Below are 14,876 nucleotides of genomic sequence, written 5' to 3'. Positions count from 1 at the left end.
TACGTGTCGACTGCCCGGTCTCAGCGGCCGTGGCTGTCGGTGTAGGCCAGCAGGGCCAGGAAGCGGGCGCGCTTGATAGCGGTGGCCAGCTGACGCTGATAACGTGCTTTGGTACCGGTGATGCGGCTTGGAACGATTTTGCCGGTCTCGGATACATAAGCTTTCAGAGTGTTGAGATCTTTGTAATCGATCTCTTTCACGTCTTCAGCGGTGAAGCGGCAGAATTTACGACGACGGAAGAAACGTGCCATTTGATAGGCTCCTTAAAAGGTCCGTGGATTACTCGTCAGCGTTATCGCTGTTGTCGCTGTCATCACTATCAGCGCTTTCAGCGCCTTCGTGCTCAGGACGGTCGCGACGCTCACGGCGCTCACTGCGGTTTTCTTCAGCCTTGAGCATCTCGGATTGGCCGGTAACGGCTTCTTCGCGACGGATGACCAGGTTACGGATCACTGCATCGTTGTAGCGGAAGTTGTCTTCCAGCTCGGCCAGGGCCTTGCCAGTGCACTCAACGTTCAGCATCACGTAGTGAGCCTTGTGAACATTGTTGATTGCGTAGGCCAGTTGACGACGGCCCCAATCTTCCAGACGGTGGATTTTGCCGCCGTCTTCTTCGATCAGCTTGGTGTAACGCTCAACCATGCCGCCGACTTGCTCGCTTTGATCCGGGTGGACCAAAAAGATGATTTCGTAATGACGCATGAATGCTCCTTACGGGTTGTAGCCTGCCGCTCAAAAGCGGTCAGACAAGGAGTGAATGACACTTATGGACTTGTGGACGCTAGACACGTTGGTGCCTGCCATCACAGCAAGGGGCGCAATTGTAGAGAAGGGGCGTGGGAGGCGCAAGGGAATTGGTGATTATTTGAACAACCCTCAATTCATGCCACACCACAAAACACTGTAGGAGCGAGCTTGCTCGCGATTGAGGCGCTACATTCAACATTGATGCTGAATGTTACTCCGATATCGCCAGCAAGCCGGCTCCTACAGTTGGTTTTTCAATCAGGGCTTTTTGGCGGCAGCCTTGGCTTTGACACTGCGCTGACGCTGCGCTTCGAACAGGCATACGCCCGTCGCCACGGAAACGTTGAGACTGCTGACGCTACCGGCCATCGGCAAGTTCACCAGATAATCGCAATGCTCGCGGGTCAGGCGGCGCATGCCTTTGCCTTCGGCGCCCATGATCAGGATGGTCGGACCGGTCAGGTCCTGGTCATACAGACTGACCTCGGCCTCCCCTGCCGTGCCCACGACCCACAGGCCACGCTGCTGGAGTTTTTCCAGGGTACGCGCCAGGTTGGTCACGGCCACCAGCGGAATCACTTCCGCCGCCCCGCACGCAACCTTTCGCACGACCGGCGTCAGGGTTGCGGACTTGTCCTTCGGCACGATCACCGCCAGCGCACCCGCCGCATCGGCAGAACGCAGGCAGGCGCCCAGGTTGTGCGGATCGGTCACGCCGTCGAGTACCAGCAGCAACGGTGCGCCTTCGGTGCGATCGAGTAGCTCGTCGAGCATCGCCTCGCCCCAGACCTGGCTCGGACTGACGTCCGCAACCACGCCCTGGTGCACGCCCTCGACCCAGGCGTCCATTTCACGACGCTCGGCCTGGCCGACCTGCACACGATTTTCGTTGGCCAACTCGATCAACGTCTGCACCCGCGGATCACCGCGGCCTTCAGCCAGCCAGATCTGCTTCACGCGCTTCGGGTGATGACGCAACAATGCTTCTACAGCGTGTACGCCGTAGATCTTTTCCAACTGACTCATGACTTGGCCTTAGGTTTACGCGCCCCGCCGCTTTTCGCTGGGGCCGAGCCCGCTTTTGGCGGACCTTTACGATGCTTGCTCGGTTTGGCTGGCTTGCCGCCGACAGCCTTGTCAGGCGCCGACCGACTGGTCTTTCCCGCAGACGCCGCTTTACCGCCGCTTTTCGCGCCGGCGAGCAACGCCTGCTTCATTTCACGGCTCTTGCGCACTTCGGCATTTTTCGCCGCCGCATCGCTCGGACGATAGGCCTCGACTGCCTTTTCCTTGGCGGGACGACGACCGGTTTTCGCCGGCGCCGGCTCTGCTTCGGCTTTGCCAGCAGGTGCCGCGGTTTCGCTGCCACGTTTTTTGCGGCCGATCGGCGCGCTGATGGTTTTTTCGGCCATCTCGAAGTCGATCTTGCGCTCGTCGAGGTCGACGCGCATGACGCGTACTTCAACGGTGTCGCCAAGGCGGAAGCTACGACCGGTTCGCTCACCCGCCAGGCGGTGATGCACAGGATCGAAGTGGTAGTAATCGCCCGGCAGCGCGGTGACGTGCACCAGGCCTTCGACGTAAATGTCAGTCAGTTCGACGAACAGGCCAAAGCCGGTGACCGCAGTGATCACACCCGGGAACGACTCGCCAACGCGATCTTTCATGAACTCGCACTTGAGCCAGTTCACGACATCGCGGGTCGCTTCATCGGCACGGCGCTCGCTCATCGAGCACTGCTCGCCGAGCTGCTCCAGGGCTGCTTCGTCGTACGGATAGATGCGCGCCTTCGGAATGGTCATCGCACCGGCACGGCGAACGTGCGGGGTGTCCTGCTTCGAATGGATCACGCTGCGGATCGCCCGGTGAGTGAGCAAGTCCGGGTAGCGGCGGATCGGCGAGGTGAAGTGGGTGTACGCCTCGTAATTCAGGCCGAAGTGACCCTGGTTATCGGCGCTGTACACCGCCTGGCTCAACGAACGCAGCATCACGGTCTGGATCAGGTGGAAATCCGGACGATCCTTGATACCAGCCAGCAGTGCCTGGTAATCCTTCGGCGACGGGCCATCCTTGCCTTTGTGCAGGGACAGGCCGAGTTCGCCGAGGAACGCGCGCAATTTTTCCAGGCGCTCCGGCGGCGGGCCGTCGTGAACGCGGTACAACGCAGGAATTTCGTGCTTCTTGAGGAACTCGGCGGTGGCCACGTTGGCCGCCAACATGCATTCCTCGATCAGCTTGTGTGCGTCATTGCGGATGGTCGGACGGATTTCCGCGATCTTGCGCTCGGAGCCGAAGATGATCCGGGTTTCCTGGGTTTCAAAATCGATCGCGCCACGCACGTGACGAGCCGCCAGCAATACCTTGTACAACGAATACAGCTGCTTGAGGTGCGGCACCACGTCAGTGTATTCACCACGCAGCTTGCGGGCTTCGCTGGCTTTGGGCGTTTCCAGCATCGCGCTGACCTTGTTGTAGGTCAGGCGGGCGTGGGAGTGGATCACCGCTTCGTAGAAGCAGTAGTCGGTCATTTCGCCGGATTTGGAGATAGTCATCTCGCAAACCATGGCCAGGCGATCGACCTGCGGGTTCAACGAGCACAATCCGTTGGACAGCTGCTCAGGCAGCATCGGGATCACGCGCTCGGGGAAGTACACCGAGTTGCCACGAACCTGAGCTTCGGCATCCAGTGCCGAACCGAGCTTCACGTAGCTGGAAACGTCGGCAATCGCCACGTACAACTTCCAGCCGCCGGAGAACAGGCGCAGCTTGCCCGGCTTGGCTTCGCAGTAGACCGCATCATCGAAGTCGCGGGCATCTTCGCCGTCGATGGTGACGAACGGCAGATGACGTAGGTCGATGCGCTTCTCTTTGTCTTTCTCTTCGACTTCCGGCTTGAGCTTGCTGGCTTCCTTGAGTACGGCATCAGGCCAGACATGAGGAATGTCGTAGGTACGCAGGGCAACGTCGATCTCCATGCCCGGCGCCATGTAGTTGCCCACGACTTCGACCACATCGCCTTGCGGCTGGAAGCGTGGTGTCGGCCAGTGAGTGATCTTCACTTCGACGAACTGACCGATCTGCGCGTTCGCGTTACGACCCGGCGTCACCAGCACTTCCTGCTGGATCTTCGGATTATCTGCGACGACGAATCCGATGCCACCTTCTTCGAAGTAACGACCGACGATGGTCTCGTGAGCACGGGACACCACTTCGACGATCATGCCTTCGCGGCGACCGCGACGATCCAGCCCGGAAACACGCGCCAGTGCACGGTCGCCGTCAAACACCAGGCGCATTTGCGCCGGGCTCATGAACAGGTCGTCACTGCCGTCGTCCGGCACCAGGAAGCCGAAGCCGTCGCGGTGACCGCTGATGCGGCCCAGGATCAGGTCGAGCTTGTCCACCGGCGCATAAGTGCCGCGACGGGTATAGATGAGTTGAGCATCGCGCTCCATGGCGCGCAGGCGGCGGCGCAGGGCTTCGATCTGGTCTTCCGTGGTCAGACCAAACTCTTCGACCAGTTGCTCGCGGTTAGCAGGCGAACCTCGATCAGCAAGGTGCTGAAGGATCAGTTCGCGGCTAGGAATGGGGTTTTCATATTTTTCCGCTTCACGAGCGGCCTCGGGATCGAGGGACTGCCAATCGGCCATTAGAGAGTTTTCACCTTGTCTATATACGGGTTAGTTTGGCATAGGCGTAATGAAACGGGAAATTTCAGGCTAAGACGCCTCATCTAAAGCCCTATATCGACACCAGGATGTTGATTTAAATACCGCTGGTGAAATTTTTCAGGTTTTTTTGGTGTCGGGGGTTTACAGTTAAAAAGACGCTCCGTATAGTGCGCGCCATCGACGACGGACAACGTTGCCGATACTGCCCAGATGGTGAAATTGGTAGACACGCCAGCTTCAGGTGCTGGTGACCGCAAGGTCGTGGAAGTTCGAGTCTTCTTCTGGGCACCAATTTCGAGCTTGAGATTAGTTCAATTTCAAAGCTCACACAAAACCCGCGAAAGCGGGTTTTTTGCATTCTGGGACCTTGATTAATTAAATTTAAAATCAGGGGTTTACAGATCAAATTGCTCTCCGTATAGTGCGCCACATCAACAGCGGCAACGCTCGCGATGAATGCCCAGATGGTGAAATTGGTAGACACGCCAGCTTCAGGTGCTGGTGACCGCAAGGTCGTGGAAGTTCGAGTCTTCTTCTGGGCACCAATTCAAATTCAAGGTCACGACCTTGAATTTCACAGAAACCCGCGAAAGCGGGTTTTTGCGTTTCTGGCCCCTGTAGGAGCTGCCGAAGGTTGCGATCTTTTGATTTTGGTTTTTAAGATCAAAAGATCGCAACCTTCGGCAGCTCCTACAGATCAATTGCTCCGCCCAGAGCGCATATGAGAAACAATATCGTTTATCATTGTTGCAAGATTTTGCAATGCGACAGTGAGGAACCCTGCGAATGATGTTTCGAAATACCCTGCGCCGCGGCCTGACCACCACTCTGCTTGGCCTGGCACTCGCCACCCCCCTCACCCAGGCTGCCGATCCAGTCTCCCTTACACTCTATAACGGCCAACACAAGGAAGTCGGCGATGCGGTCGCCAAAGCCTTCGAAGCCAAGACAGGCATTCACGTCAATGTGCGCAAGGGCAGCAGCAACCAGCTTGCCAGCCAAGTCGTCGAAGAAGGCGATCGCTCTCCCGCCGATGTGATCTACACCGAAGAGTCGCCGCCACTGAACAAACTCGGCGAGCAAGGCGTTCTGGCCAAGGCCGACGACACCACGCTGGCCGTTCTGCCCAAGGACTATGTCGCCGCTGACGGCACCTGGATTGGCGTCACCGCTCGGGTGCGTGTCGTCGCATTCAACCCGAAGTTGATTGACGAAAAAGACCTGCCGAAATCGGTGATGGAATTCTCCGATCCAAAATGGCAAGGCAAGGTCGGCTTCGTCCCTACCAGCGGCGCCTTCCAGGAACAAGCCGTGGCGATCATCAAGGTGCACGGCATGGAGGCTGCGGAAGAATGGCTGACCGGCTTGCGCGCTTTCGGCAAGACCTACAGCAACAACATGGTTGCCCTAAAAGCCGTGGAAAACGGCGAAGTCGCGACGGTGCTGGTAAACAACTACTACTGGTTCGCCTTGCAGCGCGAAAAGGGCCAGCTCGATTCGAAACTGCATTACTTCACTGGCGGCGACGTCGGCGGCCTGATTACCGTATCGAGTGCGGCCGTGCTGAAATCCAGCAAACATCCAAAAGAAGCCCAGCAACTGCTCGCCTACATGGCCAGTGAAGAGGGCCAGCGCGTGATCACCCAGACCACCGCCGAATACCCGCTACACAAAGGCATGCAATCGGATCGCGGCCTCAAGCCTTTCAGCGAACTGCAAGCACCGAACGTCACGCCCGCCGACCTCGGCAATGCCGAAGAAGCCTTGGACCTGGAACGCGAGGTTGGCCTGAACTGATGAGCGCATCGCTATCCGCCTCCGCCTCGCACGGTCGATACGTACCAGGGCGCAGGCGGCCTTCCATCTGGTTGATTCTGCCGGTGTTACTGCTGGTCGTGCTCAGCTTGCTTCCCCTGGCCTACGTCGGCCTGAAGGCCTGGCAAGCGGGTTGGGCCCAGGCGCTGCATCTGCTGTGGCGGCCTTATGTGTTTGGCCTGCTGCGCAATACCCTGGCGCTGATGATTGGCGTGACACTGACTTGCGGCGTGATCGGCCTGTCGCTGGCATGGCTGCTGGAGCGCAGCAATCTGCCGGGGCGACGCCTGTGGGGCGTGATTCTGTGTTTACCGTTCGCCGTACCGGCGTTTGTCAGCAGTTTTACCTGGGTGTCGCTGAGCGCACATTTCGAAGGGCTCGGCGGGGCTATCCTGGTGATGAGCCTGTCCAAATACCCGCTGATCTTCTTGCCGGTGGCCGCCACCCTGCGCAATCTCGACCCCTCACTGGAAGAGTCTGCCCGCACCCTGGGGCAGAATCGCCGGGGAGTGTTTTTCCGCGTCACCCTACCGCTGCTCTGGCCTTCGCTGCTGGCGGGATCGCTACTGATTGCCCTGCACATGCTGGTGGAATTCGGTGCACTGTCGATCATTGGCCTGCAAACCTTCACCACCGCCATTTACCAACAGTTCGAGTTGGAGTTCAGCAACGCCAACGCCGCGATGCTCTCGGCGGTGTTGCTGGCGCTGTGCTTGATGTTGCTGTGGCTGGAACTGCGCGTTCGCGGCAAAGGCCGGCATGTACGTACAGGCCAGGGCGCGGCGCGACAGGCAGAACAGGTCAGATTGGGCCCCTGGATGATGGCTGGGCAGCTTTACTGCCTGTTGCTGGCGATCATCGGCAGCGGCATTCCTCTGGGAATGCTGGCGTACTGGCTGGCCGTGGGCTCGTCGGCGGCATTCCCGATCGCCGCGATCAGCGAGGCGCTGCTTTCCTCCCTGGCCCTGTCCTTGGGCGGCGCGGCGTTTTGTCTGCTGCTGGCGTTGCCGGTGGGGTTGCTGGTGGTGCGCTATAAAGGGCCACTGGCAATCTGGGCAGAACGTTTGCCGTATCTGCTGCACGCGCTGCCAGGCCTGGTGATTGCACTGACCCTGGTGTATTTCGCGCTCCACTATGTGCCGGTGCTGTACCAGACTTCGACACTGCTGCTGATTGCTTATGCGCTGCTGTTTCTACCGCTGGCCCAGGCACCGATTCGCACAGCACTGAACAAGGCTGCGCCGCAACTGGAAGAGGCGGCGCGCACGCTGGGGGCATCTTCGTTCAGTGCGTTTTGCCGGATAACGCTGCCAATCATTTTTCCGGCGCTGGGAGCAGCGTTTGCATTGGTATTTCTGGATGCGATGAAGGAATTGACGGCGACCTTGCTGTTGAGCCCAACCGGGCTCAACACGCTGGCCACTGAGGTGTGGGCGCATACCGCGAATGTGGAGTTTGCGGCGGCGGCGCCTTATGCGGCGTTGTTGATATTGGTGTCGGGGCTGCCTGTATATCTATTAACAACCCGGATGTATTTGAGCCGCTGAGATCGCTTTCGCGAGCAGGCTCGCTCCCACAGGGCTCGGTAGATCACCTGTGGGAGCGAGCCTGCTCGCGAAGAGGCCAGGCCAGGCCAGGCAAAACATCAAGCCCTGAACTGCCCCAAGCTGGCTTTGAGCTGCGCCGCCAGGCCATCGAGCACCTTGCCGCTGGCCGTGGTTTCCACCACCGCCTGGGCCGCCTTTTCGGCTTGCACATGAATGGTCTCGACCCGACCTCGCACAGCCTGTGCTCCCCGAGCCTGATGCTCGGCAGCCTGGGTCGCCAGGCCGATTGCCGTGTGCACCTGCTCGACCGAAGCCTGCACCGATTGCTGCAACCGCGCGCTGTCACGCAGAACCAACAGGCCTTCACTGGCCTGGCGCCCGGCCTGGCCGATTGCCGCTACGGCCTCGCGGGCACCTTGCTGCAACGCTACGATGTGCGCCTGGATATCGCCGGTGGAGCTTTGCGTCTTGCTCGCCAACGCGCGCACTTCATCTGCCACCACCGCAAAGCCGCGACCGGTTTCGCCGGCGCGCGCTGCCTCAATGGCCGCGTTCAGCGCCAGCAGGTTGGTCTGTTCGGCAATCCCATGAATGACCGTCAGCACTACCTCAATCTGCTCACTCTGCTGTGCCAGGCGCTCAATCACTTGCGCGCCAGTCTCAACCTGGCCCGCCAACGCTTCAATCAGAGTGCCGACTTTCGCCGAAGTCCGGGTGTTTTCGTCGGTGGCCTGGCGGATATCCACCACCTGCTTCAATGCCGCTTGCATGGCCTGGCTTTCCGACTGCGCCTCATCCGCCATTCGTGACAAGGCCCGCAGGCTTTCAGCCACCTCATCGCGCTGCATGCCCGCCGCCGCATCCGCCCCCGCGTTGCGCAATGTCATGGCGCCAATTTCCACACCGGTACGCTGGGCGACATCACCCGCCTCGCGCACTATCGGCTGCAATTTGTCGACGAAGCGATTGACCGCCGACGCCATATCGCCGATTTCGTCCCTGCTGCTGATCTGCACACGCTTGGTCAGATCGCCCTCACCCGCCGCCAGGTCATCCATGGCGACAATCAACATCCTCAGGCGGTTGACGACTCGGCGCCCGAGCACGACCGCCAGCAACAGCAGGACACCAAAGCCCACCAAAGCCAGGCTCACTCCAATACGCCAGCGCAGGGTTGTCGCGGCCTCCTGCACGGTGGCGGTGGTATTGGCTTTCATTTCAGCGGCCGTGGACTGCGCCGATTGCAGACGTGCACCCATGGCCGCTGCGCTGTCGGCCGCCGCGCCTTTGAGGCTGTCGCCCACCAACTGGTCGCCACTGGCAATCAACGCCGAGAAGCGCTTGTCCAGTGCCGCCAGGTCGGCCTCTACCGACGCCGTCGAGACGCCCATCAAGACCTTGCCGATCTCCACGCCATTAGGGTTGATCGAGGCCTCGACGTAGAAGACCGACGGATCGTTCTTCGCCGCGTCCAGCACCTTGTCCAGTGCGCGCTCGCCCTGGCCTTTTTCCAGCAGCGCCTTGTTGATCGGGTTTTCCCGGTTGAGGTAACGCGTCAGATGCTGGCCCGTGGCGTCGTCGTACACCACGAACAGGACATTGGGGTTGCGCTGGGCCCGACGGGCAAACTCGGACAAGGTCGGCACGTCGTTATCCCACATGGCGCGAGGCGCCACCGAGGCCAGAAGCTGTGCCATGTCGCTGGCGGAATCCTTCAGGTCTTTTTCCAGGGTCGAACGCAACTGGGCCTGCTCGTCCTTCAATCGCGAAGACAAGCCAGCCGTGAGGCGTTGACGCGTACTGGCAGACAGGCTGTCCAGGCTCGACGTGACTTCACGCCCCGCCTGCTCGAGCTCACCGGACAGTTTTTGACTGTCCGCCCCCAGGCGCTGGGCGAGATCGGCTTCCAGCGCCGTCACAGTGCTCCGGGTCAGCGCGACCGCCACCAGCACCTGCACCAAAAGGGCGATACCAAGGGTAACGAATACAGGCCGCAACAAACGGCTTTGTAACAACGAGAGAACAGCTGACACTTGAAATCCCTCTGCATTTGCGCCATTAAATTGATGGCACGCCCGAAAGTGACGCTTTAGGCAAAGGTAATAGCAAAGGTCATGCCGTCCTACAGACATATACGACAAAGGCCCCTATTGAGGGGCCTTTGTGTTTTACATCAACAGCTTATCAAGCGAACGGATGGCGCAGAACGATGGTTTCGTTGCGGTCCGGACCCGTCGAAATAATGTCGATCGGCGCGCCGATCAGCTCTTCGACGCGTTTGATGTAAGCACGGGCGTTAGCTGGCAGCTCTTCCAGGGTTTTGGCACCCACGGTCGACTCGGTCCAGCCCGGCACCTCTTCGTACACAGGCTGCAGGCCCACGTAGCTGTCAGCATCAGTCGGGGCAACGGCGTTGCCTTGCGCATCTTTGTAGCCGACGCAGATGTTGATGGTTTCCAGACCGTCGAGCACGTCCAGCTTGGTCAGGCAGATGCCCGAGATGCTGTTCACATCGATAGCGCGACGCAGGATAACAGCGTCGAACCAACCACAACGCCGAGCACGGCCGGTAGTCGCGCCGAACTCGTGACCTTGTTTAGCCAGGTGCGCACCGACTTCGTCGAACAACTCAGTCGGGAATGGACCCGAACCTACACGCGTGGTGTAAGCCTTGGTAATGCCCAGGATGTAGTCCAGGAACATAGGGCCAACACCCGAACCGGTAGCTACGCCGCCAGCGGTGGTGTTAGAGCTGGTCACGTACGGGTAGGTACCGTGGTCGATGTCCAGCAGGGAGCCTTGGGCGCCTTCGAACATGATGTCTTTGCCAGCGCGACGCAGGTCGTGCAACTCGGCAGTCACGTCCAGCATCAGCGGCTTGAGCAGCTCCGCGTACTCTTTGCATTCGGCCAGGGTCTTGTCGAAGTCGATGGCCGGCTCTTTGTAGTAACCCACCAGCATGAAGTTGTGGTATTCCACCAGTTCACGCAGTTTGTCTTCAAAGCGCGGCATGTTGAGCAGATCGCCCACGCGCAGGCCACGGCGTGCAACCTTGTCTTCGTAAGCCGGGCCGATGCCGCGACCGGTGGTGCCGATCTTCAGCTCGCCACGGGCCTTTTCACGGGCCTGGTCCAACGCAACGTGGAAGGACAGGATCAGTGGGCAGGACGGGCTGATACGCAGGCGCTCGCGCACCGGTACGCCTTTTTCTTCCAGCTTGGTGATCTCGCGCAGCAGGGCGTCAGGTGCAACCACCACGCCGTTGCCGATCAGGCACTGCACGCCTTCGCGCAATACGCCCGAAGGGATCAGGTGCAAGACAGTTTTTTCACCGTCGATCACCAAGGTGTGACCGGCGTTGTGGCCACCCTGGTAGCGCACTACGGCGGCAGCATGTTCGGTCAGCAGATCAACGATCTTGCCTTTGCCCTCATCACCCCACTGGGTGCCCAGGACTACGACATTCTTACCCATAACACTTGTCCTCATTCGCGCAAACTTGGTGCCGGCGGCAGCCGGCAGGAAAACTCAAGAAGCCAGTGGCGATACTTGCCAAAGCCCGTTCTGCTGAATCAATTGCCGGTCGCAGTCCGCTTCACGGGCGGCGGCCAAAGGTTGCCCAGGCAATGCCTGGACAACACGCTGACCCTCACTGCGCAACTGGCAAACCTGCTGCCAGAGTGCCGCATCCGTACTGTCAGGCATCCAGATACCGCCAGACGGTAGCTGGATCTCAGCACGCCCCAGGGTCACCAGGGTTTTCAAATCGGTAGAGAAGCCGGTTGCCGGACGAGCGCGACCGAAGTCGGCGCCGATGTCGTCGTAACGACCACCCTGGGCAATGGACTGGCCCACACCCGGCACGAACACGGCGAACACTACACCGGTGTGGTAGTGGTAACCGCGCAACTCGCCCAGGTCGAAGTACAGTGGCAACTGCGGGAAACGCACGGACAAACGCTCGGCGATTGCCAACAAGTCATCCAATGCCGCCAACACTGCAGCCGGGGCCTTGGCCAGACGCTCACGCGCAGCCGCCAGCACTTCACGGCCACCACACAAGTCGACCAGGGCGCGCAGCATGCCCGACAGGTCAGCCGGCAAGCCTTCGGTCAAGGTAATGACCTCATCGATGGCTTTGCGTTGCAACGCATCGAACAACTGCTGTTCAACTTCACCGGACAGACCGGCGGCGCGGGCCAGGCCGCGGTAGATACCGACATGCCCCAGGTCCATGTGGACATCCGGTACATCAGCCAGTTGCAGCATGGCGAGCATCAGGCTGATGACTTCCACGTCGCTGCTCGGGCTGGCATCGCCATACAACTCGGCGCCCAACTGGATCGGGCTGCGCGAGGACGACAAGGCACGTGGCTGGGCATGCAGTACGCTACCGGCGTAGCACAGGCGACTTGGCCCTTCGCGGCGCAAGGTATGCGCATCGATGCGCGCCACTTGCGGCGTGATGTCGGCACGGAACCCCATCTGCCGGCCCGATTGCGGGTCAATGACCTTGAAGGTACGCAGATCCAGGTCCTGGCCCGCGCCGGTCAGCAGGGACTCCAGGTACTCGATATGGGGAGTCACGACAAACTCGTAACCCCAGCTCTGGAACAGATCCAACACCTGGCGACGCGCTACTTCGATACGCGCCGCTTCCGGTGGCAGTACTTCTTCGATGCCATCTGGCAATAGCCAGCGGTCTACCGTTGCCATTACGCCTTCCCCTGTATCCGGGCGGCCAGCCTGCGGCCGAGCCTTGAGTGAAGCAGAAAATGATCAGCCCATGTTCATAAATCAGGCGCAGGAGCAACGAAGCGAAACGCCTGTTACCGGCTTCGCCAATCACTTTCCTCGAAAAACCTGTCGAGCATTCAGCTCGGGCACCTGCACAAAACAGCATTCAAACATGCAGACGCAAAAAAGCCGGGAATTTCCCGGCTGCCGCATCATACACACGTTTTCCCAAAGGATCACCCCGCCAGAGGTATTAGCCGCCCGGCGGGATGAATCAGGTCAACGTTGTATCAAGGCTTGGCTTTTTCCAGGTAATGGAAGAAGTCACTGCTTGGGTCCAGGACCATGACGTCGGATTTGTTCGCGAAGCTTTCACGGTAGGCACGCAGGCTACGGTAGAACGCGTAGAACTCCTGATCCTGACCGTAGGCCTTGGAGTAGATCGAAGCGGCCTCAGCGTCACCATCACCGCGAATCTCTTCGGATTCACGATAGGCTTCAGCCAACAGCACGCGACGTTGACGATCGGCGTCGGCACGGATGCCTTCAGCCAGCTCGTTACCCTTGGCGCGATGCTCGCGAGCTTCACGCTCACGCTCGGTGCTCATACGTTCGAACACGCTGCGGTTCACTTCCTTCGGCAAGTCGATGGTCTTGACCCGAACATCGACAACCTCGATGCCCAACTCCTTTTCAGCCATCTTGTTCAGCGAAGCGGTGATATCCGCCATCAGCGCATCACGCTCACCGGACACGACTTCGTGCAAGGTGCGCTTACCGAACTGGTCACGCAGGCCCGATTCGAGACGACGGGACAGACGCTCGTCGGCAATCTGCTTCAGACCGGAGGTCGCGGTGTAGAAACGCTCGGCGTCCTTCACCCGCCACTTGGCGAACGCATCGACCATCACGGCCTTCTTTTCCAGCGTCAGGAAGCGTTGCGTCGGTGCATCCAGCGTCATCAGGCGAGCATCAAATTTACGCACCTGGTTAACGTAAGGCACCTTCACATGCAGGCCTGGCTGAACATCGGCCTGGACCACGCGACCGAACTGCAGCAACACCGCACGCTCGGTCTGAGCCACGATGTAGAAGCAGTTCCAGGCTGCGATCGCCACGACGACGCCGACAATAAGGGCGATCAGCGATTTATTGCTCATCAGCGACTCTCCCTGGTACGTGCTTGCTGTTGCTGCAGATCAGCTGCCGCACGCGCATTCGCTTCATTGCTGGTGGCTGCCGCGCCGGTCACCTGGGTGCTGGTGCTGCGACCACTTTCGACCATTTTGTCCAGCGGCAGGTACAGCAGGTTGCTCTGGCCATTCTTGTTACCGGTCACGAGAACCTTGCTGGTGTTACTGAAGACTTCCTGCATGGTGTCCAGGTACAGACGCTGGCGGGTGACTTCAGGTGCCTTGCGGTACTCGGCGACCAGCTTGCTGAAGCGATCGGCCTCACCCTTGGCACGCGAGACGGTTTCGTCACGGTAGCCATTGGCATCTTCAAGGATGCGCTGGGCCTGACCACGAGCTTCCGGCACGACGCCGTTGGCATAGGTTTCAGCCTGGTTGCGCGAACGCTGCTCGTCTTCACGGGCGCGGATCACGTCATCGAAGGCTTCCTGTACTTCGCGCGGTGCCGCTGCGCTCTGTACGTTCACCTGGGTAACGGTGATACCGGTGCGATAGGTATCCATGAAGCGTTGCAGGCGCTCCTTGATCTCGCTGGCCATCAATTCACGACCTTCGGTCAACACCTGGTCCATCGCGGTGGAACCCACCACATGGCGCAGGGCGCTGTCGGTCGCGTGCTGCAGGCTGATTTCCGGCTGATCGACGCTCAGCACGAAGTCCTGCAGGTTGCTGATCTTGTACTGCACGGTCAGCGGCACTTCGACGATGTTTTCGTCTTCAGTCAGCATTTGACCTTGCTTGGTGTACGCACGCTCACGCGTGACGTTTTCCATGTACTTCTTGTCGATCGGCGGGAAGTAGATATTCAGGCCGGGGCCGACGGTTTCGTAGTACTTGCCGAAGCGCAGCACCACGGCTTGCTCCTGCTCGTCGACGACATAGACCGCGCTGTACAGCCAAACGGCTGCCAATACGACCAGGCCGATGCCCAGCAGGCCGCCGAAGCCGCCGCTCTTGCCCGAACCACCACCATCATCCCCGCGTTTCTTGCCACCACCGAACAACCCATTCAGGCTTTCCTGCAGCTTTCGGAAGGCCTCGTCGAGATCCGGCGGCCCCTTGCGGTCGCCGTTATTACGACGCTTGCCACCCCAAGGATCCTGATTATTCGAGTTGCCACCCGGCTCATTCCAAGCCATAGCGCTCTCCATCTGATAAAGCAAAGA

Annotated in this window: 11 protein-coding genes and 2 tRNA genes; 4 read left to right on the top strand and 9 right to left on the bottom strand. The window is 59.7% G+C overall.

Annotation, left to right across the window (positions count from 1 at the left end; translation table 11 throughout):
- Positions 1-20 precede the first annotated feature (20 nt).
- From rpsR to rnr, 4 genes are all read right to left on the bottom strand, one after another.
- On the bottom strand, positions 21-251 hold the full coding sequence (gene rpsR, locus HGP31_RS02945) for a 30S ribosomal protein S18 (protein WP_002551829.1): 231 nt from the start codon (positions 249-251) through the stop codon (positions 21-23).
- Between the two features lie 28 nt (positions 252-279).
- The gene (rpsF, locus tag HGP31_RS02940; protein ID WP_003217491.1) at positions 280-702 is read right to left on the bottom strand and encodes a 30S ribosomal protein S6; all 423 of its coding nucleotides are present in this window, start codon (positions 700-702) and stop codon (positions 280-282) included.
- Positions 703-1,005: 303 nt separating this feature from the next.
- The gene (gene rlmB / locus HGP31_RS02935; protein WP_020797700.1) at positions 1,006-1,773 is read right to left on the bottom strand and encodes a 23S rRNA (guanosine(2251)-2'-O)-methyltransferase RlmB; all 768 of its coding nucleotides are present in this window, start codon (positions 1,771-1,773) and stop codon (positions 1,006-1,008) included.
- Positions 1,770-4,397, bottom strand: coding sequence for a ribonuclease R (gene rnr, locus HGP31_RS02930; RefSeq protein WP_020797701.1), 2,628 nt, complete (start codon positions 4,395-4,397; stop codon positions 1,770-1,772). The genes rlmB and rnr overlap by 4 nt, the downstream gene beginning before the upstream one ends.
- 225 nt (positions 4,398-4,622) lie before the next feature.
- On the opposite strand from rnr, the gene HGP31_RS02925 reads away from it, so the two are divergent.
- From HGP31_RS02925 to HGP31_RS02910, 4 genes are all read left to right on the top strand, one after another.
- Positions 4,623-4,709: transfer RNA gene (locus HGP31_RS02925), tRNA-Leu, on the top strand.
- Between the two features lie 167 nt (positions 4,710-4,876).
- Positions 4,877-4,963: transfer RNA gene (locus HGP31_RS02920), tRNA-Leu, on the top strand.
- 241 nt (positions 4,964-5,204) lie between these two features.
- Positions 5,205-6,215 carry an extracellular solute-binding protein gene (locus HGP31_RS02915; RefSeq protein WP_020797702.1) on the top strand — a complete coding sequence of 337 codons (1,011 nt, stop codon included), beginning with the start codon at positions 5,205-5,207 and terminating at the stop codon, positions 6,213-6,215.
- Positions 6,215-7,780 carry an ABC transporter permease gene (locus tag HGP31_RS02910; RefSeq protein WP_168757136.1) on the top strand — a complete coding sequence of 522 codons (1,566 nt, stop codon included), beginning with the start codon at positions 6,215-6,217 and terminating at the stop codon, positions 7,778-7,780. Before HGP31_RS02915 ends, HGP31_RS02910 begins: the two co-directional genes overlap by 1 nt.
- Positions 7,781-7,878: 98 nt before the next feature.
- Here the strand turns inward: HGP31_RS02910 and HGP31_RS02905 are convergent, their stop codons facing one another.
- The 5 genes from HGP31_RS02905 to hflK all read right to left on the bottom strand — a co-directional run bounded on the left by HGP31_RS02905 (position 7,879) and on the right by hflK (position 14,849).
- Positions 7,879-9,813, bottom strand: coding sequence for a methyl-accepting chemotaxis protein (locus HGP31_RS02905; RefSeq protein ID WP_033040616.1), 1,935 nt, complete (start codon positions 9,811-9,813; stop codon positions 7,879-7,881).
- Positions 9,814-9,964: 151 nt separating this feature from the next.
- Positions 9,965-11,254, bottom strand: coding sequence for an adenylosuccinate synthase (locus HGP31_RS02900; RefSeq protein WP_020797705.1), 1,290 nt, complete (start codon positions 11,252-11,254; stop codon positions 9,965-9,967).
- 54 nt (positions 11,255-11,308) lie between these two features.
- Positions 11,309-12,496 (bottom strand): ATP phosphoribosyltransferase regulatory subunit, encoded by a 1,188-nt coding sequence (locus HGP31_RS02895; RefSeq protein ID WP_020797706.1) that lies wholly within the window; start codon positions 12,494-12,496, stop codon positions 11,309-11,311.
- A gap of 311 nt (positions 12,497-12,807) precedes the next feature.
- Entirely contained in the window at positions 12,808-13,677 is an 870-nt protein-coding gene (hflC, locus tag HGP31_RS02890) for a protease modulator HflC (RefSeq protein ID WP_020797707.1), read from the bottom strand.
- Positions 13,677-14,849: an FtsH protease activity modulator HflK gene (hflK, locus tag HGP31_RS02885; RefSeq protein ID WP_033040620.1), complete on the bottom strand. Its 1,173-nt coding sequence runs from the start codon at positions 14,847-14,849 to the stop codon at positions 13,677-13,679. The genes hflC and hflK overlap by 1 nt, the downstream gene beginning before the upstream one ends.
- Positions 14,850-14,876: the final 27 nt, after the last annotated feature.

Source organism: Pseudomonas umsongensis (assembly GCF_012647205.1).
In the GTDB taxonomy this organism is placed as follows: Bacteria; Pseudomonadota; Gammaproteobacteria; order Pseudomonadales; family Pseudomonadaceae; genus Aquipseudomonas; species Aquipseudomonas umsongensis.
The sequence above is the reverse complement of the archived record's forward strand: the minus strand, read 5'-3'. Positions and strand labels throughout refer to the sequence as shown.

Excerpts from the sequence above, each read along its gene's own strand:
- HGP31_RS02915 (WP_020797702.1), top strand. The coding sequence starts at position 5,205 with ATGATGTTTCGAAATACCCTGCGCCGCGGCCTGACCACCACTCTGCTT.
- HGP31_RS02910 (WP_168757136.1), top strand. The coding sequence starts at position 6,215 with ATGAGCGCATCGCTATCCGCCTCCGCCTCGCACGGTCGATACGTACCA.
- rlmB (WP_020797700.1), bottom strand. The coding sequence starts at position 1,773 with ATGAGTCAGTTGGAAAAGATCTACGGCGTACACGCTGTAGAAGCATTG.
- hflK (WP_033040620.1), bottom strand. The coding sequence starts at position 14,849 with ATGGCTTGGAATGAGCCGGGTGGCAACTCGAATAATCAGGATCCTTGG.
- HGP31_RS02895 (WP_020797706.1), bottom strand. The coding sequence starts at position 12,496 with ATGGCAACGGTAGACCGCTGGCTATTGCCAGATGGCATCGAAGAAGTA.
- rpsR (WP_002551829.1), bottom strand. The coding sequence starts at position 251 with ATGGCACGTTTCTTCCGTCGTCGTAAATTCTGCCGCTTCACCGCTGAA.
- HGP31_RS02900 (WP_020797705.1), bottom strand. The coding sequence starts at position 11,254 with ATGGGTAAGAATGTCGTAGTCCTGGGCACCCAGTGGGGTGATGAGGGC.
- rnr (WP_020797701.1), bottom strand. The coding sequence starts at position 4,397 with ATGGCCGATTGGCAGTCCCTCGATCCCGAGGCCGCTCGTGAAGCGGAA.
- rpsF (WP_003217491.1), bottom strand. The coding sequence starts at position 702 with ATGCGTCATTACGAAATCATCTTTTTGGTCCACCCGGATCAAAGCGAG.
- hflC (WP_020797707.1), bottom strand. The coding sequence starts at position 13,677 with ATGAGCAATAAATCGCTGATCGCCCTTATTGTCGGCGTCGTCGTGGCG.